The following is a 20,616-nucleotide window of genomic DNA, read 5'->3' on the forward strand; positions in this document are numbered from 1 at the left end:
AAGGGTAGCGCGACGATGGCCGCCCCGTTCGTCGGCAGGCCGGACGATGCGGGAGAATGGTACACGTGACAAGGATCGTGATCATCGGCGGCGGACCCGGCGGATACGAGGCAGCTCTGGTGGCCGCGCAGTTGGGCGCGCAGGTCACGATGGTCGAGCAGGACGGGCCCGGCGGGGCGTGCGTCCTGACCGACTGCGTGCCGTCCAAGACGCTGATCGCGACCTCCGTGCGCAAGCAGGCGCTGCTCGACGCCCCGTCGCTGGGCGTCGGCTTCTCGGGCGGAGGCGACGGCGACATCGGCGCGGCGACCGTGGATCTCCCGCTGGTCAACAAGCGGGTCAAGGAGCTGGCCCAGGCCCAGTCGGCCGACATCGAGGCGCGGGTCGCCGCCGAGGGCGTGGAGATCATCAAGGCGCGCGGCCGGCTGGTCGACCCGCAGGTGGTCAAGGCCGGCGACCGCACGATCCGCGCCGACGTGGTGCTCGTCGCCACCGGCGCGACCCCGCGCGTCCTGCCCGGCGCCGAGCCCGACGGCGAGCGCATCCTCACCTGGCGCCAGCTCTACGACCTGGAGGAGCTGCCCGAGCACCTCATCGTGGTCGGCTCGGGCGTCACCGGCGCCGAGTTCGCGGGCGCCTACCGCTCGCTCGGCGCGGAGGTCACGCTCGTCTCCAGCCGCGACCGCATGATGCCCAACGAGGACGCCGACGGCGCCGAGGTGCTCGAAGAGGTCTACCGGCGCCGCGGCATGAACGTCATGGGCCGCTCGCGCGCCGCCTCCGTCAAGCGCACCGCCGACGGTGTCGTGGTGACGCTGGAGGACGGCCGCACCGCGGAGGGCTCGCACGCGCTGATGACGGTCGGCATGGTGCCCAACACCGGCGGCATGGGCCTGGAGGAGGCCGGGGTCCAGCTCGACCGGGGCGGGTTCGTCAAGGTCGACAAGGTCTCGCGCACCTCCGCGCCCGGCGTCTACGCGGCGGGCGACTGCACCGGCGTGCTCATGCTGGCCTCGGTGGCGGCCATGCAGGGCCGCATCGCCGTGTGGCACGCGCTCGGCGAGGCCGTCCAGCCGCTGCGGCTGGCGACGGTGGCCTCCAACATCTTCACCGACCCCGAGATCGCCGCCGTGGGCGTGGCGCAGCGGGCCATCGAGGCCGGCGAGATCGAGGCCAACGTGGTCAAGCTGCCGCTCGCCACCAACGCGCGGGCCAAGATGCAGGGCTTCAACGACGGCTTCGTCAAGCTGTTCTGCCGGCCGCACACCGGCATCGTGCTGGGCGGCGTGGTGGTGGCGCCGCGCGCGTCCGAGCTGATCCTCGCCGTGTCGGTGGCGGTCCAGCAGCGGCTGACCGTGGACCAGCTCGCGCACACGTTCGCGGTCTACCCGTCGCTGTCGGGCTCGATCACCGAGGCGGCCCGCCGGCTCATGCAGCCCGAGGCCGCCATCGGCATCTAGGCGGCGGGCGCCGCCCGCAGCCCGGCCGAGACGCGGGAGAGGATCTCACGCAGGTTGGCCGGGCTGGTCGCGAAGTTGACGCGGGCGAACGAGGCGGTCGCGACGTCGGTGTGCTGCGAGAACTCGGCCCCCTCGCTGAGCTTCACCCCCGCGTGGCGCTCCAGGTGAGCGGCGGGGGAGCGGTCCCCCAGCGGCGTGCCGGCGAAGTCGAGCCAGCCGAGGTACGTGGCCTGCGGGGTGTGGTGGCGCAGGTCCCACGGCGAGGCCGCCGCCCAGTCCGCCAGCGTGCGCCGGTTGTCGTCGAGGGTGCGCAGGAGGTCGTCCAGCCAGGCGCCGCCCTCGCGCCAGGCGGCCACGGTCGCCACCCGGCTGAGGACGCTCGGGGTGCCGAAGTAGTCCAGCGGGGCCGCGGCCAGCGACTCCAGGACGTGCTCCGGCCCGACGTGGGCGACGGCGCACCGCAGACCGGCGATGTTGAACGCCTTGGTGGCCGAGGTCGCGGTGATCGTCCGCGCGGCGGCGTCCGCGCCGAGCGAGGCGAACGGCACGTGCCGATGCGGGGAGTAGACGAGATCGGCGTGGATCTCGTCGGCGAGGACCACCAGGTCCAGCTCCTCGGCCGCCGCGGCCACGGCGGAGAGCTCCGCGCGGGTGAGGACGCGGCCGGTCGGGTTGTGCGGATTGACCAGGACGACCATGCGGCACCCCTGCGCGCGCAGCCGGTCGGTGAGGCCCTCGGCCGAGAAGCCCCAGCCCGTCTCGTCCCACAGCATCGGCAGGGGCACGATCCGGCGTCCCGAGCGGGCGACGGCGGCCAGGAACGGCGGGTACGACGGGACGTGGATCGCGACGCCGTCGCCCGGCGCGGTGGCGTGCTCGATCATGACCTGGAGGATCTGGATGAGGTCGGTGAACACGCGGGTCCGCCCGGGGCTCGGCCGCCAGCCGTGACGGCCGGCCATGCGCTCCTCGAACGCCTCGACCACCGGGTCCTCGCCGGGCCAGTACGGATACCCGAAGTCCTCGCGCTCGGCGACGCGGACGATGCTCTCGCGGACGGCCGGCGGCACCCCGAAGTCCATGTCGGCCACCCAGGCGCCGATGGTGCCGGGCGGGAGGGACCCCCACTTGACGCCGTGGCCGGAGCGCAGCCGGGCGACGTCCACGGCCTCGAACGCCCCGCTCACCGGGACCCCTCGCCGTCCCGAACGGCGCTCTCCGCCAGGATGGCGTCGCGCAGGACCTCCATCTGGCCGTGGTGCTGCGCCAGTTCCTCGTAGACGTGGAGCAGGGCGGCGCCCTGGGTGAGCTCGCGGCCGGGGCCGAGGTAGGCGGCTGGCGGGGCGGCGCGCAGCGGGCCGCCCGGCTCGGCGGCCCGCACGTCCTCGGCCAGCCGGTCGCGCACGGCCGCGGCCCGGTCGAGGAGCGGTCGCACGGGGCCCGCGCTGGTGAACTCGGCGTCCCGGTCGCGGACGACCTCCCGTCCCGCGACCAGCGCCCCGGCCCAGTACGAGACCACGCCCAGGCAGTGGGTGAGCAGCGCGTACGGCGAGTTCGCCCCGGGGATCGACGGCCTGCGGTTGGCCAGCTCGTCGCCCAGTCCCTCCACGATGCCGCTCATCCCGTCGAGGGCCCGGCAGGCGAAGTACAGGTAGTCGTCTTCGGTGATCAATGCGGCTCCTCGGCCGTCGGTGCGTTGGCGTCACCTGTTGAACAGGTGACGCCAACATTGCGGCCGTGAACCGTCACCTGTCAAGATGGTGACGTGAGTTTCGTCTTCGTCAGCGGCAACCTGGCGCTGGACCTCGCCGGCACGCTGAAGTGGCGGCGCAGCGAGCCGCAGGAACTGCTGGAGACCCCCGCCGACCTGGCGCGATGGGCGGTCGAGGCGGGCCTGCTCACCGAGGAGCCCGCCCTCGGCGCCGCCGACCTGACGCGGGTGCGCGCACTGCGCGAGGCGGTCTACCGGCTCGCGCTCCACGGCATGCGGAAGCTCGCCTGGCCCGAGGAGGACCTGCGCCTGGTGAACGAGGAGACGGGCGGCGCCCCGGCCCGGATGTCGCTGACGCCCGCCGGTGTCGTGCGCACCGGCGGGGCGGAGGCGGTCGCCGCCGAGGTGGCGCGCTCGGCGGTCGGGCTGCTGGGCGGGGTGGAAAGGTCGCGGGTCCGCGAGTGCGGGCGCGCCGCGTGCACGCGGATCTTCGTCGACCGCTCCCGCGCCGGCAACCGGCAGTGGTGCGGCATGGAGGAGTGCGGCAACCGGGTCAAGGCGGCGGCCTACCGCGCCCGCAAGAGCAAGGCGTCGCCCCCCGGCACCCCGTGACCTCGGGCACGCGCCGGATCCTCCGGCAGGGTCGCCGGATCCTCCGGCAGGGTCGCCAACTCGTCGGCGAGGGGGAGCGCCGTCTCGCCCGGTGGCGTCCGGCCCTCCTCGAACGCGGGCTCCACCAGCCGCCGGCGGCCCTCCGCCGGGTCCCACACCTCGGGGATCAGGTGGGCCGGCCACCAGCCGGGTACGAGGTGGCCGGTGGAGCCGTACCGGGCCCGGGCCGCGATGCCGGGGTGCCGCGCGATGGCCAGGAAGATCACCGTGTGGTCGCGGCGGCGGCCCACCACCCGCTCGGCCGGGAGCGCCGGTCGAGCGGCGAGCCTTCCCGCAGCCCGGCGGCGCGGGCCGGCGGGGCGTCGGCGTAGCGCAGGGCGAGCTCGCGGATCCGGCCCCCGTCGATCCCGTGGCCGGTGACGTCGCCGTGGGCGGCGCCTTTCGCGTCGCGGGCACCGCCGCACAGTGTGGGCGTCCCGCGCCGCCCGGCACCACCGCATCTCCCGGGCGCCCGCTCCGCCGCTCCGCCGCGCCGCCCGTCCCCCTTGACCGGGACGTTGACACCTCCGGCCGAAGGGAGGGTTCGGGCGCGCCGAATCGTTGACGTTTGTTGGTATGGAGACCAAACTAATCCACGAGCTGGCGCAAGCCCTTGGAAGGAGCCTCCATGCCCTACCGCCCCCCGCTGGTCGCGCACGAGTACTTTGTCGCGGACCCGCCCGAGCTCCCGGTGCGTACGCGCGGCGAGGGCGGCCTGTCGGCGGTGGCCGCCGCCGAACTGGTGGCGGCCGACGGCGCCGAGGTGATGCTGAAGGCGGTCACCACGGCGGAGGAGGCGCTGGTCGTCCAGGTGGGCGTGGCCGGTGAGGGCGTTATCCGGGTGCGGTTGTCGGAGGACGCGTCGGCCCGGCCCCGTTCGGAGCGGGCCGTCTCGCTGGTGACCCCCGGCACGTACTCAGGGGCCCGTGCCGGGATCACCCCCGGAGAGCCGATCGTGATCGACGCGGGCTCGATCCGGGCCGAGATCAGCCTCGCGCCATGGCACCTGCGCTTCGTCGACGCCTCGGGCCGGACCCTGGTCGAGCAGGATCGCGGGCACACCGACATCAGCGGCCGGCTGCGCACGCTCCCGTTCGGCCGGTCGAGCGCCGGCGGGACGGCCGTCGCCTACCACGAGAGCTTCGCCGCCGCCCCCGACGAGGCGTTCACCGGGTTCGGGGAGTCGTTCACGCCGCTGGACAAGCGCGGGCAGCGGCCGGTCATGTGGAACTTCGACGCCTTCGGCGCCGAGTCGCAGCGCGCCTACAAGAACGTGCCCCTGTACCTGTCGAGCAGGGGGTACGGCGTGCTCCTCGACAGCGGCGCGCCGGCGGAGTTCGACGTCTGCCAGTCCACCCACAGCGTCGTGCAGATCCTCGTGCCCGACGACGTCCTCGACTACTACGTGCTGGCCGGGCCGACCCCGGCCGAGGTGCTCGACCGCTACGACCGGCTGACCTGCCGCCCGGCGTTGCCGCCGAAGTGGGCGTTCGGCACGTGGATCTCGTCGGGGTTCTTCGTGGACAGCCAGGAGCGGGTGCTGGCCCGCGCGCGCACGATCAGGGACAAGGGCATCCCGTGCGACGTGCTGCATCTCGACACGTACTGGCAGAAGGAGGGGCGCTGGTCGGACCTGCGCTGGGACCCGGAGACCTTCCCGGACCCGGAGGGGATGCTGACCGAGCTGGACGGGATGGGGTTCAAGGTCTGCCTCTGGATGAACCCATACATCTCACACCTCAGCCCCACCTTCCTCGAAGCCGCCGAAGCCGGATATTTCCTGAAAACGGAGGGTGGGGAGGCGTACGTCGCCGACTGCTGGCACGGCTCGTTCCCGCCCTGCGGCATCGTCGACTTCACCAACCCCGAGGCCGTCGCCTGGTTCCAGGGCCTGCTGCGCCCGCTGCTGCGCCAGGGCGTCCAGGCGTTCAAGACCGACTTCGCCGAGGGCGTGCCCCACGACGCCGTCGCCGCCAACGGCATGACCGGCACCGACCTGCACAACGTCTACACGCTGCTGTTCAACGACGCCGTCGCCGAGGTCACCCGCGAGGTCCACGGCCACACCCTGGTCTGGGCGCGCTCGTCGTACCTCGGCGGCCAGCGGCACAGCGCCCAGTGGGGCGGCGACACCTACACCAGCTACGCGGCCATGGGCAGCACGCTGCGCGGCGGCCTCGCGCACGGCCTGTCGGGCGTGCCGTTCTGGAGCCACGACGCGGGCGGCTTCACCGGCCGGCCCACCGACGACCTGTACGTGCGCTGGACCCAGTTCGGCGCCCTGTCGCCGCTGCTGCGCCTGCACGGCACGACCAGCCGCGAGCCGTGGCAGTTCCCGGCCGTCGAGGAGCAGGCCGTCGAGGCGCTGCGGCTGCGCTACCGGCTCATGCCGTACCTCTACTCGGCGGCCGTCGAGGCGGCCAGGACCGGCGCCCCCATGATGCGCGCCCTGTGCGTGGACCATCCGGACGACCCGGTCGCCTGGCAGGCCGACCTGGAGTACCTGCTGGGGCGCGACCTGCTCGTCGCCCCCATGACCTCACCGGACGGCGCGCGCCAGGTCTACCTGCCGCGCGGCGAGTGGGTCGACTACTGGACCGGCGAGGTGCTGGCCGGACCCGGCTACGTACGGGTGGCCAAGCCGCTGGAGCAGATCCCGCTGTTCGTCCGGCACGGCGCGCTGCTGCCGGTCACCGACCCCGGCGACACGGTGACCACGCCGGCCGGGCTCACGCTGGTCGCCTTCGGGGGCGGCGACAGCCGTACAGAGATCCACGACACCGATGGCGAGACCGTCGTCGTGGCCACCCGGGACGGCGACACCCTGCGCGTGGCCGTCACCGGACCGAAACGGATCACCACGGTCGAGTTCGCCCCGGTGGCGGGCGCCCCCGGCCGGGCCGTCATCACTCAGGAGAACGCATGAACAAGTCGATGGGCGTCGCGGTGCTGGCCGCCGTGACGCTGGCGCTGGCGGCCTGCGGGTCCGGCGGTCCGGGCGACGCGGGCGACGGCGGCAGGACCGCCGCGAGCGGACAGCCGCGCGTGCTCAAGCTCTGGCACTACGAGACCGCCGACAGCGCCATGGGCAAGGCGTGGGCCGAGGCGGTCAAGCGGTTCGAGGCGTCGCACCCCGGCGTGACCGTGAAGTTCGAGGAGAAGGGCTTCGAGCAGATCCAGAAGACCGCGAGCATGGTGCTCAACTCCGACGAGGCGCCCGACGTCATGGAGTACAACAAGGGCAACGCCACCGCCGGCCTGCTGTCCAAGCAGGGGCTGCTGGCCGACCTCAGCGAGCAGGCCACCAAGCGCGGCTGGGACAAGCTGCTGCCCGGCGGCCTCCAGGTGACCGCCAAGTACGACGACCGGGGCGTCATGGGCTCCGGCAAGTGGTACGGCGTGCCCAACTACGGCGAGTTCGTGATGGTCTATTACAACAAAGAGCTGTTCGACAAGCACGGCGTCAAGGTGCCGACCACGTTCGACGAGCTCACGGCGGCCCTCGACACGTTCGTCAAGGCCGGGGTGACGCCCATCGCCACGGCCGGCGCCGAGTACCCCGCCCAGCAGATCTTCTACCAGCTCGCCCTCACCAAGGCGCAGCGGCCGTGGGTGGACGCCTTCCAGTCGTACAAGGGCAAGGTCGACTTCCACGGGCCCGAGTTCACCTACGGCGCGCAGACCCTGGCCGACTGGGTGAAGAAGGGCTACCTCGACAAGAACTCGGCCGGGATCAAGGCCGAGGACATGGGCGTGGCCTTCATGAAGGGCACGTACCCCATGATGATCAGCGGGAGCTGGTGGTACGGCCGGTTCGCCTCCGAGATCAAGAAGTTCGAGTGGGGCCACTTCCTGTTCCCCGGCGCCGCCATGTCGCCCGGCTCCAGCGGCAACGTGTGGGTCGTCCCCGAGAAGTCGGAGAACAAGGACCTCGCCTACGACTTCATCGACATCACGATGAGCAAGGACATCCAGAACCTGCTGGGCAACTCCGGCGGCGTCCCCGTGGCCGCCGACCCGGCCGCGATCACCGACCCGAGGAGCAAGGAGCTGATCGAGAGCTTCAACAAGCTCACCGCCGCCGACGGCCTGGCCTTCTACCCCGACTGGCCGGCGCCCGGCTACTACGACGTGATGGTGGCGGGCGTGCAGAACCTCATCAACGGCAGCAAGCAGCCGGCCCAGGTGCTGGACGAGCTCGCCAAGCCGTACGAGGACAACCTCGCCGACATCGGCAACTAGATGAGGGCTCGCACCAAGGGCTACTGGTGGTATCTGGCCCCCAGCCTGGTCCTGTTCCTCGCCGTGATCGTGGCGCCGTTCCTCATGAACGTCGCCACGAGCTTCACCCGCTGGTCGGGCGTGGGCACGCCGCGCTGGGTGGGGCTGGACAACTACACCCGGCTGCTCGACGACGAGCGCTTCTGGCAGTCCTTCCAGCACAACGTCGGCCTCATCGTGGCCATGGCGATCGTGCCCACCGCGCTCGGCCTGCTCCTCGCGGCCGTCCTGTTCGACTACATCGGCCGCCGGTTCGGCGCCCGCACGGCCGCCGCGCTGCGGGCGACGTACTACCTGCCGCAGGTGCTGCCCGTGGCGGTGGCCGGCGTCGTGTGGGGCTGGATGCTGCACCCGTCGTACGGCGCGGTCAACCAGATCTTCGGTCTCAGGCTGAACTGGCTCGGCGACCCCGACCTCGCGCTGGCCACGGTCATGGCGATCATGGTGTGGTTCCAGCTCGGCTACCCGGTGGTCATCTTCATGGCCGGGCTCCAGCGGGTGGACCCGGCGCTGCACGAGGCGGCCGAGATCGACGGGGCGTCGTGGTGGCGCAGGTTCTGGCACATCACGATCCCGCAGATCCGGCCGGAGACGTTCGTGGTGCTGCTGACCTGCACGATCGCGGCGCTCAAGGTGTTCGGGCCGATCTACGTGCTCACGCGCGGCGGGCCCGGCAACGCCACGATGGTGCCGTCGTACTTCTCCTACCTGAGCTTCTTCCAGAAGAGCAACGTCGGCTACGGCTCGGCCATCGCCACGGTGCTCGCCCTGATCATCATCGTGGTGACGTTCCTGTTCCTGCGCGTGCAGGAGCGTGAGTCATGAGGGCGGGACCGGGCCGGTGGGCCGTGCTGGCGGCGCTGGTCGTGCTGGCCGCGGTGATGCTGTTCCCGTTCCTGATCGTGGCGGTCAACGCGGTGAAGTCGCCGGCGGAGTACGGCGCCGAAGGGCCGCTGAGCCTGCCGGGCGAGCTGTACCTGCAGGGCATCGCCGACTTCTGGAAGCGTGTCGACTTCGGCGGCAAGCTGTGGAACAGCCTCGTCATCAGCGGCTCGGTGGCGGTGCTGGCGGTCGTGCTGTCGGTGCTCAACGCGTACGCGCTGGGCATCGGGCGGGTGCGCGGCCGGCTGTGGATCCTCGTGCTGTTCCTCGTGGGCAACACGCTGCCGCAGGAGGCGCTGGCCTACCCCCTGTACTACCTGTCGAAGGAGGTGGGCCTCTACGACTCCAAGCTCTCGGTGATCATCGTGTTCACCGCGATCCAGGCCGCGTTCGGCACCTACCTGCTCAGCGCCGTCCTCGGCCAGTTCCCCCGGGAGATCCTGGAGGCGGCGGCCATCGACGGCGCGGGCCGCTTCCGCGCCCTGTGGCGGATCGTGGTGCCGATCAGCCGGCCCACGATCAACGTCCTGCTGATCTTCTTCTTCATCTGGACGTGGAACGAGTTCTTCCTGCCGCTGATCTTCCTCATCTCCAACGACAACCAGACGGTGCCCGTCGCCCTCGGGGTCCTGCAGGGCGAGAAGTACATGGACGCCACCATGTCCAGCGCCTCGGCGCTGCTCGGCATCGTCCCGGCGGTCGCGTTCTTCCTGATCTTCCAACGCACGCTCACCCGAGGCGTCACGGTCGGCGCCGTCAAGTGAGCCTCCCGCTCTGGAGCATCCATGCCCCCACGCTTACGCCGCACCCCCGTCCTGGCCGTCCTCGCGCTGGCGGCCGCGTTCCTCGCCGCGCCCGCGCAGGCGGCCGAGGAGCCGCCCTTCCGTGATCCGGCCCTGCCGCTGGAGCAGCGGATCGACGACCTGCTCGGCCGGCTCACGCTGCCCGAGAAGCTGGGCCTGCTGCACCAGTCGCAGCAGGCCATCCCGCGCCTCGGCGTCCCGTACCACAAGAACGGCACCGAGGCTCTGCACGGCGTCGGCTGGTCCAACGACCTCGACGACGGCTGGAAGCAGAAGTTCGCGAGCGGCACGATCTTCCCGCAGGCCGTCGGGCTGGCCAGCACCTGGGACCCCGAGCTGATCAAACGGGTCGGCTCGGCCGTGGGCGACGAGGCGCGCGGCTACAACGCCGTCAACCCCACCCTGTGGGGGCTCCAGGTGTGGGCGCCGGTCGTGGACCTCCTGCGCGACCCCCGGGCCGGGCGCAACGAGGAGGGCTACTCCGAGGACCCGCTGCTGACCGGCGCCATCTCCACCGCGTACGGCAGGGGCCTGCAGGGCGACGACCCCTTCTACCTGAAGACGGCGCCGGTGCTCAAGCACTACCTCGCCTACAACAACGAGACCGACCGCGGCGTGACGTCCTCCAACCTGACGCCGAAGCTCAAGCACGAGTACTACGAGAAGGCGTTCCGGGCGGCGATCTCCGCCGACGCCGCGACCGGCGTCATGGCCTCCTACAACCTGGTCAACGGCCGGCCCAACCACGTCAACCCCGACCTGGACGACGTCGTCCGCTCGTGGACGGGCAGAACGCTGTACAACGTCAGCGACGCCTGGGGCCCGTACGCGCTGACCGAGCTGGAGAAGTACTACGACGACAAGGCCGAGGCGTTCGCCGCGGTGCTCAAGGCCGGGCTCGACGGCTACACCGTGGACGACAGCAACTCCGGGCCGACCGCGCAGCTCCTCCAGAGCGCCCTGGACCGCGGTCTCGTCAGCCAGGCCGACGTGGACGACGCCGTCCGGCACGTGCTGTCGATCCGGTTCCGGCTCGGCCACTTCGACCCCGACGGCGGGCCGTACAAGAAGATCACCAAGGAGGTGATCGACAGCCCGGCGCACCGGAAGCTGAACCGCGAGACCGCGGGCAAGGCGGCCGTGCTGCTGCGCAACTCCGGCGTGCTCCCGCTCGCCGAGCCGAAGAGCGCCGCCGTCGTCGGCCCGCTGGCCGACCGCCTGTACCGCGACTGGTACGGCGGGCAGCCGCCCTACCAGGTCACCCCGCTCGACGGGATCAAGGAGCGCGTCGCCGACGTCAGCAGCGGCGCCGGCCTGGAGCGGATCGCGCTCAAGCACCTCAGCACCGGCAAGTACCTCACGGCCACCGGCACCGGCCCCGACGACAACGCCGCGCTCGTGGACACCGCCCCCACCGCCGCCTCCGAGTGGGACCTGACCGACTGGACCGGCGGGGTCTCCACGCTGCGCAACGCCGGCAACGGCAAGCTGCTCGGCGGCGACTGGCGCTCGCTCGACACCGACGACGCCGAGCCCGACGGCTGGTACGTCCAGCAGCAGTTCGCGATGGAGCGGCAGGGCGACGGCTCCTACCTGGTCCGCTACGCCGGCTACGAGAGCGTCGAGGGCTGGTACGGGCTGTCCGACCCGTACGTGAGCGTGGGCGCCGACGGCACGCTCGGCCTGGCCCCCAAGGCGCAGGCGGCCCGCTTCGCCAAGGAGGTCGTCTCCGACGGCGTCGCGGCGGCGGCCGAGCAGGCCCGCAAGGCGGAGGTGGCGGTCGTGGTGGTCGGCAGCCACCCGTTCGTGGCGGCCCGCGAGTTCCACGACCGTGACAACCTCCAGCTCGGCGAGGGGCAGCGGCGGCTGATCGACGCCGTGCGCAAGGCCAACCCGAGGACCGTGGTCGTGCTGGAGACCAGCTACCCGGTCATCGTGGACGCGCCGACGCTGCTGTGGACCACCCACGCCGGCGCCGAGACCGGCCACGCGGTCGCCGACGTGCTCTTCGGCGACGTCAACCCGGCCGGGCGGCTCACCCAGACGTGGTACGCCACGGACGACCTGCCGAGCCGCTTCGACTACGACCTGGTCAAGACCGGCATGACGTACCTGTACCACCGGGGCGCGCCGCTCTACGCCTTCGGCCACGGCCTCAGCTACACGACGTTCGGCTACCAGGGCCTGCGCGTCCAGGGCGAGCGGGTCAGCGTCAAGGTCACCAACACCGGCGAGGTGAGGGGCGAGGAGGTCGTCCAGCTCTACACCCACCAGCAGCGCTCCCGCTTCCAGCAGCCGGTCAGGCAACTGCGCGGCTTCCAGCGGATCGCGCTGGACCCCGGCGAGAGCAGGACCGTGACGTTGCCGCTGAAGCGCTCGGACCTGGCGGTGTGGGACCACACCCGGAACAGGTGGGTCGTGGAGGCGGCCACGCACGACGTGCTCGTGGGCTCCTCCTCCGACCGGATCCGGGCCCGGACGACCCTCCAGGTCAACGGCGAGAGCGTCCCGGCGCGCGACCTCACCAAGGTCACCCGCGCCATGGACTTCGACGGCTACTCCGGGGTGGACTTCGCCGACGAGTCCAAGGTCCGCGGCGACGTCGTGGCCGGCTCGGCGGGCGACTGGATCTCGTTCACGGGCGCGTCGTGGGGCTCCCGCCTCACGGCGGGCGTCGCCTCGGCCGGCGGCGGCTCGATCGAGCTGCGGCTCGGCTCGCCCACCGGCCCGCTCCTCGGCACCGCCCAGGCGCCGGCGACCGGCGGCGTCTACGCGTACGGGACGGCGAGCGCCACGGTGAAGCCCGGGAAGGGCGACCTGTACGTCGTCTTCAAGGGGGACCTGCGGCTCAGGGACCTGCGGCTCACCCCGTGATTGGTTGCGAGTCCAAACTATTGACCTGACGTGAGACGTGTGTGAGCCTCAAGGGCGAGGCTCATGCGCGAGGGCGAGGCGACGGTCAGGGTCCCCGAGACCTGGTCGTGCATGGAGGCCATCCGGGCGGGCGGCACCTTTGGGCACGCATGCCCGGAAAGGGTTACCCCACATGTCGAGACGGTTGTTCAGCACGCTCCTGATCGCCGCCGTCGCTCTCGCGGCGGTCGTCGTCAGGATGGCGCCGGTGTCCGCCGTCGCCGCCGATCCCTACGCGTTCAAGAACGTCAGGATCGACGGCGGCGGCTTCGTCCCCGGCATCGTCTTCAACCCCACCGAGCGCAACCTCGTCTACGCGCGCACCGACATCGGCGGCGCCTACCGCTGGAACCAGTCCACCAGGTCCTGGACCCCGCTGCTCGACGGGTTCGGCTGGGACAAGTGGGGCTACAACGGCGTGATCAGCCTCGCCACCGACCCCGTGGAGACCAACCGCGTGTACGTCGCGGCCGGCATGTACACCAACTCCTGGGACCCCAACAACGGCGCCGTCCTGCGCTCCGGCGACAAGGGCGCGACCTGGCAGGCGACCGCGCTGCCGTTCAAGCTCGGCGGCAACATGCCGGGCCGCGGCATGGGGGAGGCGCTGGCCGTCGACCCGAACAAGAACAGCGTCCTCTACCTCGGCGCCCCCAACGGCAACGGCCTGTGGCGCAGCACCGACTACGGCGTCACCTGGGCCAAGGTGACGAGCTTCCCCAACGCCGGCAACTACGCCCAGGACCCGAGCGACCCCAACGGCTACCTGAGCCACCAGCCGGGCGTGATCTGGGTGACCTACGACCCGCGCTCGTCGGCCAAGGGCACCGCGACCAGGACCGTCTACGTGGGCGTCGCCGACAAGGACAACAGCGTCTACCGCACCACCGACGCGGGCGTCACCTGGTCGCGCGTGGCCGGCCAGCCGACCGGCCACCTGGCCCACAAGGGCGTGCTGGACACCGTCAACGGCTACCTCTACATCGCCACGAGCGACACCGGCGGCCCGTACGACGGGGCCAAGGGCGACGTGTGGCGCTACGCCACCGCGACCGGCGCCTGGACCCGGATCAGCCCCGTCCCGTCGGCCGGCTCCGACGACTACTTCGGCTACAGCGGCCTGACCGTCGACCGGCAGAAGCCGGGCACGATCATGGTCGCGACGCAGATCTCCTGGTGGCCGGACGTGATCTTCTTCCGGTCCACCGACTCCGGCGCCACCTGGACCCGCGTGTGGGACTGGACCTCCTACCCCAACCGCAGCTTCCGCTACAAGCAGGACATCTCGGAGAACCCGTGGCTGACGTTCGGCACGAACCCGCAGCCGCCTGAGGTCACGCCCAAGCTCGGCTGGATGACGGAGTCGCTGGAGATCGACCCGTTCGACTCGAACCGGATGATGTACGGCACCGGCGCCACGATCTACGGCACCGAGGACCTCACCAAGTGGGACTCGGGCGCCCAGTTCACGATCAAGCCCATGGCCAGGGGCCTGGAGGAGACGGCCGTGCTCGACCTGATCAGCCCGCCGAGCGGCGCGCCGCTGGTCAGCGCCCTGGGCGACGTCGGCGGCTTCCGCCACACGAACCTGGACGCCGTGCCGTCGATGATGTTCACGGCCCCGGTCTTCACCTCGACCACCAGCCTGGACTACGCGGAGAAGGCGCCGTCGGTCATGGTGCGGGCGGGGAACTTCACGGACTCCGACCGTCCGAACGACAGCCACGTGGCCTTCTCCACCGACGGCGGCGCCACCTGGTTCCAGGGCACCGAGCCCGGCGGGATCGACGAGGGCGGCACCGTGGCCGCCGCGGCCGACGGCTCCCGCTTCGTGTGGGCGCCCAAGGCGGTCACGCCCGTCCACGCGGTCGGCTACGGCAACTCCTGGCAGCAGGTCTCCGGCCTGCCCACCGGGGCGATCGTGGAGTCGGACCGGGTCGACGCCGCGAAGTTCTACGGCTTCGGGGGCGGCAGGCTGTACGTCAGCACGAACGGCGGCGCGAGCTTCACCGCCACCGCCGCCGCGGGCCTGCCGGCCACCGGCAAGCTCAAGGCGGTCCCCGGCAGGGAGGGCGACCTGTGGCTGGCCGGCGACGGCGGCCTGTGGCACTCCACCGACAGCGGCGCGTCGTTCACGAAGCTGCCCGGCGTCACCTCCTCGGTGAACGCCGGCTTCGGCAAGGCGGCGCCCGGCGGCACGTACCCGGCGGTCTTCGCCGTGGCCACGATCGACGGCGTCGCGGGGCTCTTCCGGTCGGACGACGCGGGCTCCACCTGGGTGCGGATCAACGATGACAAGCACCAGTACGGCAACATGGGTGAGGCGCTGACCGGCGACCCGCGGATCTACGGCCGGGTCTACCTCGGCACCAACGGCCGCGGCATCGTCTACGGCGACCGCACGGGCCCGACCCCGACCGTGACGCCCACGGTCACCCCGACCGTGACGCCCACGGTCACCCCGACCGTCACCCCGACGACGGGGAAGGGGTGCGCCGCGACCTACACCGTCGGCAACCAGTGGCCGGGCGGCTTCGGGGCCGAGGTCACGGTCAGGAACACCGGCTCGTCGGCCACCACCGGCTGGAAGGTCACCTGGACGTACGGCGGCGACCAGAAGATCAGCCAGTTGTGGAACGGCACCCTGAGCCAGTCCGGCTCCGCGGTCACCGTGACCGACGCGGGCTACAACGGCGCCCTCCAGCCGAACGCGAGCACCTCGTTCGGCTTCAACGCCTCCTTCACCGGCACCAACGCCAGCCCCACGGTGACCTGCGCGGCATCGTGACCTGAACAGGGGTGACCGGGGGACCCCGGTCACCCCTTGACCGCTCCGATGAGCACGCCCTTGGTGAAGTGCCGCTGCACGAACGGGTAGACGAACAGCACCGGTACCAGCGCGATCACCACGATCGACATCTGGATCGCCAGGTTCGGCGGCAGGGACCGCCCGGCCGCCGCCGCGTCCGCGCTCTGGCCCACGAACATCGACTGGCCCTGGTAGACGTACTGCCGCAGCACGAGCTGGAGCGGCCACTTGGCCGTGTCGTTCAGGTACAGCACGGCGTCGAAGAACGCGTTCCAGTACCCGACGGCGTACAGCAGCCCGATCACCGCGATCACGCCCCGCGACATCGGCAGGACGATCCGCCGCAGGATCGTGAACTCGCTCGCCCCGTCGACGCGCGCGCTGTCGGTGACCTCGCCCGGGATGCTCAGGAAGAACGCCCGGGTCACCACCAGGTTGAAGGCGGTGACCGCCACCGGCAGGATCAGCGACCAGTACGAGTCGATCAGCCCGAGCCCGCTCACCACCAGGTACTTCGGGATCAGCCCCGGCCCGAACAGGAACGTCAGCAGCACCAGGAACAGCAGCGGCCGGTGCAGCAGCGAGCCGGGCCGCGACAGCCCGTACGCGGCCAGCGTGGTCACGGTCAGGCTGATGAACGTGCCGGCCACGGTCACGCCCAGGCTCACCAGCACGGCCCGCGTCACCACGCCGCCCGCGAACAGCTCCTCGTAGGCGGCGAACGACATCTCGCCGGGCACGGTGACGAGCCCGCCCGCCCGGGTGACCGCCTCCTGCGTCGACAGGCTGGTCAGCACCACCATGTACACGGGGAAGACGACGGCGACGACGATCGCGGTCAGCACGACCGCCTTGCCCGTGCGCCCGATCAGCGAGGGCCGTTCCGCCCAGGATGCCGCGTTCATGATCTCTTGTAGATCCCCTGCTCGCCGAACCGGTGGGCGACCTTGTTGGCCACCAGGATGAGGATGAGCCCGACCACGCCCTTGACCAGGCCGGCCGCCGCGCCGTAGCTCCACTCGCCGGTCAGCAGCGTGCGCCAGTAGACGAACGTGTCGAGCACCTCGGCGGCGTCGCGGCCGACCGCGTCGCGCTGGATGAAGAACTGCTCGAAGCCGACGTTGAGCGCGTCGCCCAGCCGCAGGATGAGCAGCAGGACGACCACCGGCCGCAGGCCGGGCAGCGTGACGTGCCACAGGCGGCGCCGGCGGCCCGCGCCGTCCACGGCCGCCGCCTCGTAGAGGTTCTGGTCGATCGCGGCGAGCGCGGCCAGGAAGATGATCGCGCCCCAGCCGGCGTCCTTCCAGATCGTCTCGCCGGTGACGAGCAGCAAGAACGTATCCGGATTCGTCATGATGTCGAGGCCCGAGTAGCCGTGGTCGCGCAGGGTCTGCGACAGCAGGCCCGCCCCGCCGAACATCTGCTGGAACAGCGTCACGACCAGCACCCACGAGAAGAAGTGCGGCATGTAGACGACGCTCTGGATCAGCAGCCGCAGCCGGGGCCGGACCACGCTGTCCAGCAGGATCGCGAGCACGATCGGCACCGGGAAGTAGAAGACGAGCTGGAACGCGGTGATGGTCAGCGTGTTCAGCGTCGCGTCCCAGAAGCTCTCGTCCAGCACGAGCCACTGGAAGTTCGCCAAGCCCACCCACGGGCTGTCCTTGATCCCCACGTACGGCGAGTAGTCCTGGAAGGCGATCACGTTGCCGAGCAGCGGCACGTAGTGGAAGACCAGCAGCAGCCCGATCGCCGGGACCGTCATCAGCAGGAGCTGCCAGTCGCGCCGCAGCCTGGCCCGCAAGCTCACGCGCCGGACCCGTCCGCCCGCGCCCCGGGTGGTGTCCGGGACGGCGGGCGCGGTCAGGTCACCCGCCGCCCCGGAGTCCGCGGAGCGCTCAAGCACGGCCGTTGTCCCGCAGGACCTTCAGGTAGAACGCGCGGGCCTCGTCACCGCCGTCGCGCCGCCACTCCGCCGCGATCTGCTTGGCGTCGCTCACGGGCCGCCGCCCGCGCATGATGTCGGTGAACTTGTCCTCCGTCGGCACCTGGAGCCCCGCGTACTTGCCCGGCCGCTGGATCCTGATCCCGTCGAACGGCGTCTTCTCGATGTACGGGAACGTGGCGTTCTGCCAGGCCAGGTTGGCCTTGGCGGCGTCGGGGAACGGCCAGTCCACGTACAGCGGCCGGCCGCCGAGGAAGCCGTAGGTGTAGGCGACCTCCTTGGTGCCGAGGTCGGTGAGCTTGGGCACGCCGTCGGAGCCGAGCGTGAAGTGCTTGCCCTTGACGCCGTAGTTGGCCAGCTCGTACTCCTTGGTGCCGTACGGCGCCGCGCACCAGTCGAGGATCGACAGCAGCTCCTCCACCTGGGCCTTGGGCGTGCCCTTGCGGATGAAGGTGAACAGGCCGGCGGCGGTGTTGTGGTACATGATCGGCGTGCCGCCGTCGTGGGCGAAGACCGGGAGGACGCCCAGCGCGAAGCCGGGGTTCTTCGGCCGGTGCTGCTGGAGCAGTTCCTTCCAGCCGCCCAGGCCGTCCCGGTAGACGAGGATCTGCCCGGCGCCGATCAGCTCCTTCTCGTTGGCGCCCTTGCTGCCGGCGACGCTCGGGTGGATGAGCCCCTCGGCGAAGAGCTTGCGCATCCACTCCAGCATGAGCTCCCACTCGGGGGTCTCGTACTTGTGGATCAGCTTGCCGCCCTCGTAGCGCCACTCCTGCGGGACCTTGAAGATCGGCCAGGCCATCTCGTGGATGTCGCCGAACGCCCACCGCTTGGCCTTGGCGTCGGTGATCTCCTTGCCGAGCCGGTAGAGCTCGTCGGCGGTCCTGGGGTTCTGGTTCCAGCCGTTCTCGTCGAACAGGTCCTTGCGGTAGAGCAGCGCGTACGGGAACGGCTCGGTGGGGTACGGGACGCCCATGAGCTTGCCGTTCCAGATCGACCACTGCCAGGCGGCTGTGGGGAGGTTGGCGAGCAGCGGGTACGCCTTGACCCGGTCGCCCTGCAGGTACGGGGTGAGGTCCTCGAACGCCTGGTCGACGGCCTTGTTGAAGTCGGCCATCTTGTCGATCTCCCAGTTCGGGATGCACATGAGGTCCGGGATGTCGCGGGCCGCGAGCCGGGCGATGGCCTTGTCGACGTACGTGACGCCGTCGGTGATCTGGAACTCCAGGGTGGCGCCGATGTCGGCGTTGACGGCCTGGAAGTAGGAGTTGCTCGCCAGGCCGGGCGGCGGCGGGCCCCAGAGCGGGGTCATGGCCTTGTAGCTGCCGCCCCTGCCGGCCTTCCGCGTGAGCGCGGGGACGGGGTCGGCCGGGTAGGAGCTGAACCCGCCGCTGATGTCGGGGACGCCGGGGAGGGTGGACCTGGTGCCGGGCAGGTCGGGCTTGATCGCGTCGAACGGGACGAACGCCGGCGTGAGGGCCTTGAGCTTGTCGCCGGCGGCGGCGGTGGCGCCGCCCGTGCCGGGCCGGGGGGTGCCGGGCGGGCTGCAGGCCGACAGCACGCCGGCCGCCGCGGTGAGTCCCACGAGCCCGAGGAATCCGCGCCGGGTGGTCGCCTGGGTGGAAGGCCGAGCGGTCGAAGCGCCTTGAGGGGGAGGTGTCACGGCGCGCTCCTTCGCCTGTTCGGGGGTTGTCGAGGCAGGTGACATCGCGGGTACAATTAGTTCGTCTTCCAACCAAACAAATTAATGGAGGGTGACCGCGGCCACAAGGGAGCGCCCGGGTCACAGGTTGGTGAAGGGCGCCCGCGATGCGGCATGCTGGGGACACCTCCTTGGCGGGAACGGGGCTTCATTGATCACATCCACGACCGGCCCGCAGCCGGCCGACTTCGCCGATGTGCGCGCCACCAACCTCGCGGTGGTGCTGCGCTTCGTGCGCGAGCACGCGCCGTGCTCGCGCGCCGACATCGCGGCCTCGACGGGGCTGAACAAGGCGACCGTCTCCAGCCTCGTCGCCGACCTCATCGACCGCCGGCTGGTGCGCGAGACCGGCCTCACCGAGAACCGCGTCGGCCGCCCGGCCACGATGCTCGTCCTCGACGGCTCCCCGTACGCGGCCATCGGCGTGGAGATCAACGTGGACCACGTCTCCGCCGTCGCCACGGGACTGGCGGGGGAGCGGCTGCTCACCTGGCGGCGCGCCTTCTCCGCCGGCGGGTCGGCCGGCCAGGACGTGGCCGCCGTCGCCGCCATCGTCCGGCGCGTCGTCGGCCGCATGGCCCGCGACGAGCGGCAGGTGCTCGGACTGGCCGTGGCCGTGCCCGGCCTGGTCGACGTGCAGGGCGTGGTGCGCCTCGCGCCGAACCTCGGCTGGCGCGACGCCGACATCGGCGGCGACCTGGCCAAGGCGCTGCGCGACCCCGGCTTCACCGTCCAGGTGGACAACGACGCCAACCTCGCGGCCCTGGCCGAGCAGCGCTTCGGCGCCCGGGCCGGGGCCGCCGACCTCGTCTACCTGACCGGGGAGATCGGGGTGGGCGCGGGCATCATCCTCGACGGGCGGCTGCGGCGCGGCGCGCTCGGCTACAGCGGGGAGATCGGCCACGTGCAGCTCGACCCCGACGGGCCCGCGTGCCGCTGCGGGCGGCGCGGCTGCCTGGAGGCCGTGGCCGGCATCGGCGCCGTCCTGGGGCGCGACCTGTCGCCGGCCGAGATCCCGGTCGAGATCGAGGACACCGTGCGCGCCGCCCGCGCCGGCGACGCGGCCGTCCTGGCCGCCCTCGACGCGGCGGGCCGCAGCCTCGGCCGGGGCGTGTCGGTGCTGGCCAACCTGCTCAACCCGGAGGTCGTCGTGCTGGGCGGCTACTACGTGCCGCTCGCGCCGTGGCTGCTGCCGGCGGTGCGGGAGGAGGTGTCGGGCCGGGCGATCGCGCCGGAGGGGGGCGGCTGCGAGGTCGTGGCCTCGACCCTCGGCCTCGACGCGGCGGCGCTGGGAGGGGCGGCCCGGGTGCTCGACTCGGTCGACTCGGGCCGGCTCCCGGGGGGAATATCGCGAATCTCCTGACTTAGCTCTTGACCTCGGTCACCGGGACGGGCACCCTTCAGGGAACCCACCGAAATCCCCGCGTAACCTCCCGGCCGGTCGTCGAAGCGCTTCGACAGT

At 71.6% G+C, this 20,616-nt stretch carries 15 protein-coding genes; 9 read left to right on the forward strand and 6 right to left on the reverse strand.

Translation table 11 applies throughout. From position 1 onward, the window contains the following. Positions 1-65 precede the first annotated feature (65 nt). Positions 66-1,460: an NAD(P)H-quinone dehydrogenase gene (locus tag HT134_RS12295; protein ID WP_175600493.1), complete on the forward strand. Its 1,395-nt coding sequence runs from the start codon at positions 66-68 to the stop codon at positions 1,458-1,460. Here the strand turns inward: HT134_RS12295 and HT134_RS12300 are convergent. Together HT134_RS12300 and HT134_RS12305 are read right to left on the reverse strand one after the other, a co-directional pair. Further along, entirely contained in the window at positions 1,457-2,647 is a 1,191-nt protein-coding gene (locus HT134_RS12300; protein WP_312888092.1) for a MalY/PatB family protein, read from the reverse strand. The genes HT134_RS12295 and HT134_RS12300 overlap by 4 nt on opposite strands. Then, the gene (locus tag HT134_RS12305) at positions 2,644-3,132 is read right to left on the reverse strand and encodes a DinB family protein (RefSeq protein WP_175600494.1); all 489 of its coding nucleotides are present in this window, start codon (positions 3,130-3,132) and stop codon (positions 2,644-2,646) included. Before HT134_RS12305 ends, HT134_RS12300 begins: the two co-directional genes overlap by 4 nt. A 93-nt stretch (positions 3,133-3,225) precedes the next feature. On the opposite strand from HT134_RS12305, the gene HT134_RS45455 reads away from it, so the two are divergent. After that, the gene (locus tag HT134_RS45455; protein WP_175600495.1) at positions 3,226-3,783 is read left to right on the forward strand and encodes a CGNR zinc finger domain-containing protein; all 558 of its coding nucleotides are present in this window, start codon (positions 3,226-3,228) and stop codon (positions 3,781-3,783) included. Here HT134_RS45455 and HT134_RS12315 read toward each other — a convergent pair. Beyond that, positions 3,738-4,073, reverse strand: coding sequence for a hypothetical protein (locus HT134_RS12315; protein WP_175600496.1), 336 nt, complete (start codon positions 4,071-4,073; stop codon positions 3,738-3,740). The two genes, HT134_RS45455 and HT134_RS12315, sit on opposite strands and share 46 nt — an antisense overlap. Positions 4,074-4,450: 377 nt before the next feature. Here HT134_RS12315 and HT134_RS12320 point away from each other — a divergent pair, with 377 nt between their 5' ends. The 6 genes from HT134_RS12320 (at position 4,451) to HT134_RS12345 (ending at position 15,489) form a co-directional block, all read left to right on the forward strand. Beyond that, a complete protein-coding gene (locus HT134_RS12320) occupies positions 4,451-6,748 on the forward strand; it encodes a TIM-barrel domain-containing protein (RefSeq protein WP_175600497.1) in 2,298 nt (765 codons plus the stop codon). Further along, complete coding sequence (locus HT134_RS12325; RefSeq protein WP_175600498.1) at positions 6,745-8,064, forward strand: extracellular solute-binding protein; 1,320 nt, start codon at positions 6,745-6,747, stop codon at positions 8,062-8,064. The genes HT134_RS12320 and HT134_RS12325 overlap by 4 nt, the downstream gene beginning before the upstream one ends. Then, a complete protein-coding gene (locus tag HT134_RS12330; RefSeq protein ID WP_175600499.1) occupies positions 8,065-8,928 on the forward strand; it encodes a carbohydrate ABC transporter permease in 864 nt (287 codons plus the stop codon). Continuing rightward, on the forward strand, positions 8,925-9,749 hold the full coding sequence (locus HT134_RS12335) for a carbohydrate ABC transporter permease (RefSeq protein WP_175600500.1): 825 nt from the start codon (positions 8,925-8,927) through the stop codon (positions 9,747-9,749). Before HT134_RS12330 ends, HT134_RS12335 begins: the two co-directional genes overlap by 4 nt. Positions 9,750-9,770: 21 nt before the next feature. Further along, on the forward strand, positions 9,771-12,662 hold the full coding sequence (locus HT134_RS12340; RefSeq protein WP_175600501.1) for a glycoside hydrolase family 3 C-terminal domain-containing protein: 2,892 nt from the start codon (positions 9,771-9,773) through the stop codon (positions 12,660-12,662). 172 nt (positions 12,663-12,834) lie between these two features. Continuing rightward, positions 12,835-15,489 carry a cellulose-binding domain-containing protein gene (locus HT134_RS12345; protein WP_175600502.1) on the forward strand — a complete coding sequence of 885 codons (2,655 nt, stop codon included), beginning with the start codon at positions 12,835-12,837 and terminating at the stop codon, positions 15,487-15,489. Positions 15,490-15,518: 29 nt separating this feature from the next. Here HT134_RS12345 and HT134_RS12350 read toward each other — a convergent pair whose 3' ends face one another. Genes HT134_RS12350 through HT134_RS12360 form a run of 3 tightly spaced genes read right to left on the reverse strand, consistent with a single transcriptional unit; the run spans position 15,519 to position 19,037 of the window. Next, positions 15,519-16,415, reverse strand: a complete 897-nt coding sequence (locus tag HT134_RS12350) for a carbohydrate ABC transporter permease (protein ID WP_175600503.1) — start codon at positions 16,413-16,415, stop codon at positions 15,519-15,521. Then, positions 16,412-17,416 (reverse strand): ABC transporter permease, encoded by a 1,005-nt coding sequence (locus tag HT134_RS12355; RefSeq protein WP_175600504.1) that lies wholly within the window; start codon positions 17,414-17,416, stop codon positions 16,412-16,414. Before HT134_RS12355 ends, HT134_RS12350 begins: the two co-directional genes overlap by 4 nt. Beyond that, positions 17,409-19,037, reverse strand: coding sequence for a type 2 periplasmic-binding domain-containing protein (locus HT134_RS12360; RefSeq protein ID WP_312888093.1), 1,629 nt, complete (start codon positions 19,035-19,037; stop codon positions 17,409-17,411). The genes HT134_RS12355 and HT134_RS12360 overlap by 8 nt, the downstream gene beginning before the upstream one ends. Positions 19,038-19,305: 268 nt before the next feature. Here HT134_RS12360 and HT134_RS12365 point away from each other — a divergent pair, with 268 nt between their 5' ends. Beyond that, positions 19,306-20,517, forward strand: coding sequence for an ROK family transcriptional regulator (locus tag HT134_RS12365; protein ID WP_175600506.1), 1,212 nt, complete (start codon positions 19,306-19,308; stop codon positions 20,515-20,517). Positions 20,518-20,616: the final 99 nt, after the last annotated feature.

This window comes from Nonomuraea rhodomycinica (genome assembly GCF_013363995.1).
Classification (GTDB): Bacteria; Actinomycetota; Actinomycetes; order Streptosporangiales; family Streptosporangiaceae; genus Nonomuraea; species Nonomuraea rhodomycinica.

Bases quoted from the DNA above. Each gene is read 5' to 3' on its own strand.
- HT134_RS12320 (WP_175600497.1), top strand. From the start codon at position 4,451: ATGCCCTACCGCCCCCCGCTGGTCGCGCACGAGTACTTTGTCGCGGAC.
- HT134_RS12325 (WP_175600498.1), top strand. From the start codon at position 6,745: ATGAACAAGTCGATGGGCGTCGCGGTGCTGGCCGCCGTGACGCTGGCG.
- HT134_RS12330 (WP_175600499.1), top strand. From the start codon at position 8,065: ATGAGGGCTCGCACCAAGGGCTACTGGTGGTATCTGGCCCCCAGCCTG.
- HT134_RS12335 (WP_175600500.1), top strand. From the start codon at position 8,925: ATGAGGGCGGGACCGGGCCGGTGGGCCGTGCTGGCGGCGCTGGTCGTG.
- HT134_RS12340 (WP_175600501.1), top strand. From the start codon at position 9,771: ATGCCCCCACGCTTACGCCGCACCCCCGTCCTGGCCGTCCTCGCGCTG.
- HT134_RS12345 (WP_175600502.1), top strand. From the start codon at position 12,835: ATGTCGAGACGGTTGTTCAGCACGCTCCTGATCGCCGCCGTCGCTCTC.
- HT134_RS12350 (WP_175600503.1), bottom strand. From the start codon at position 16,415: ATGAACGCGGCATCCTGGGCGGAACGGCCCTCGCTGATCGGGCGCACG.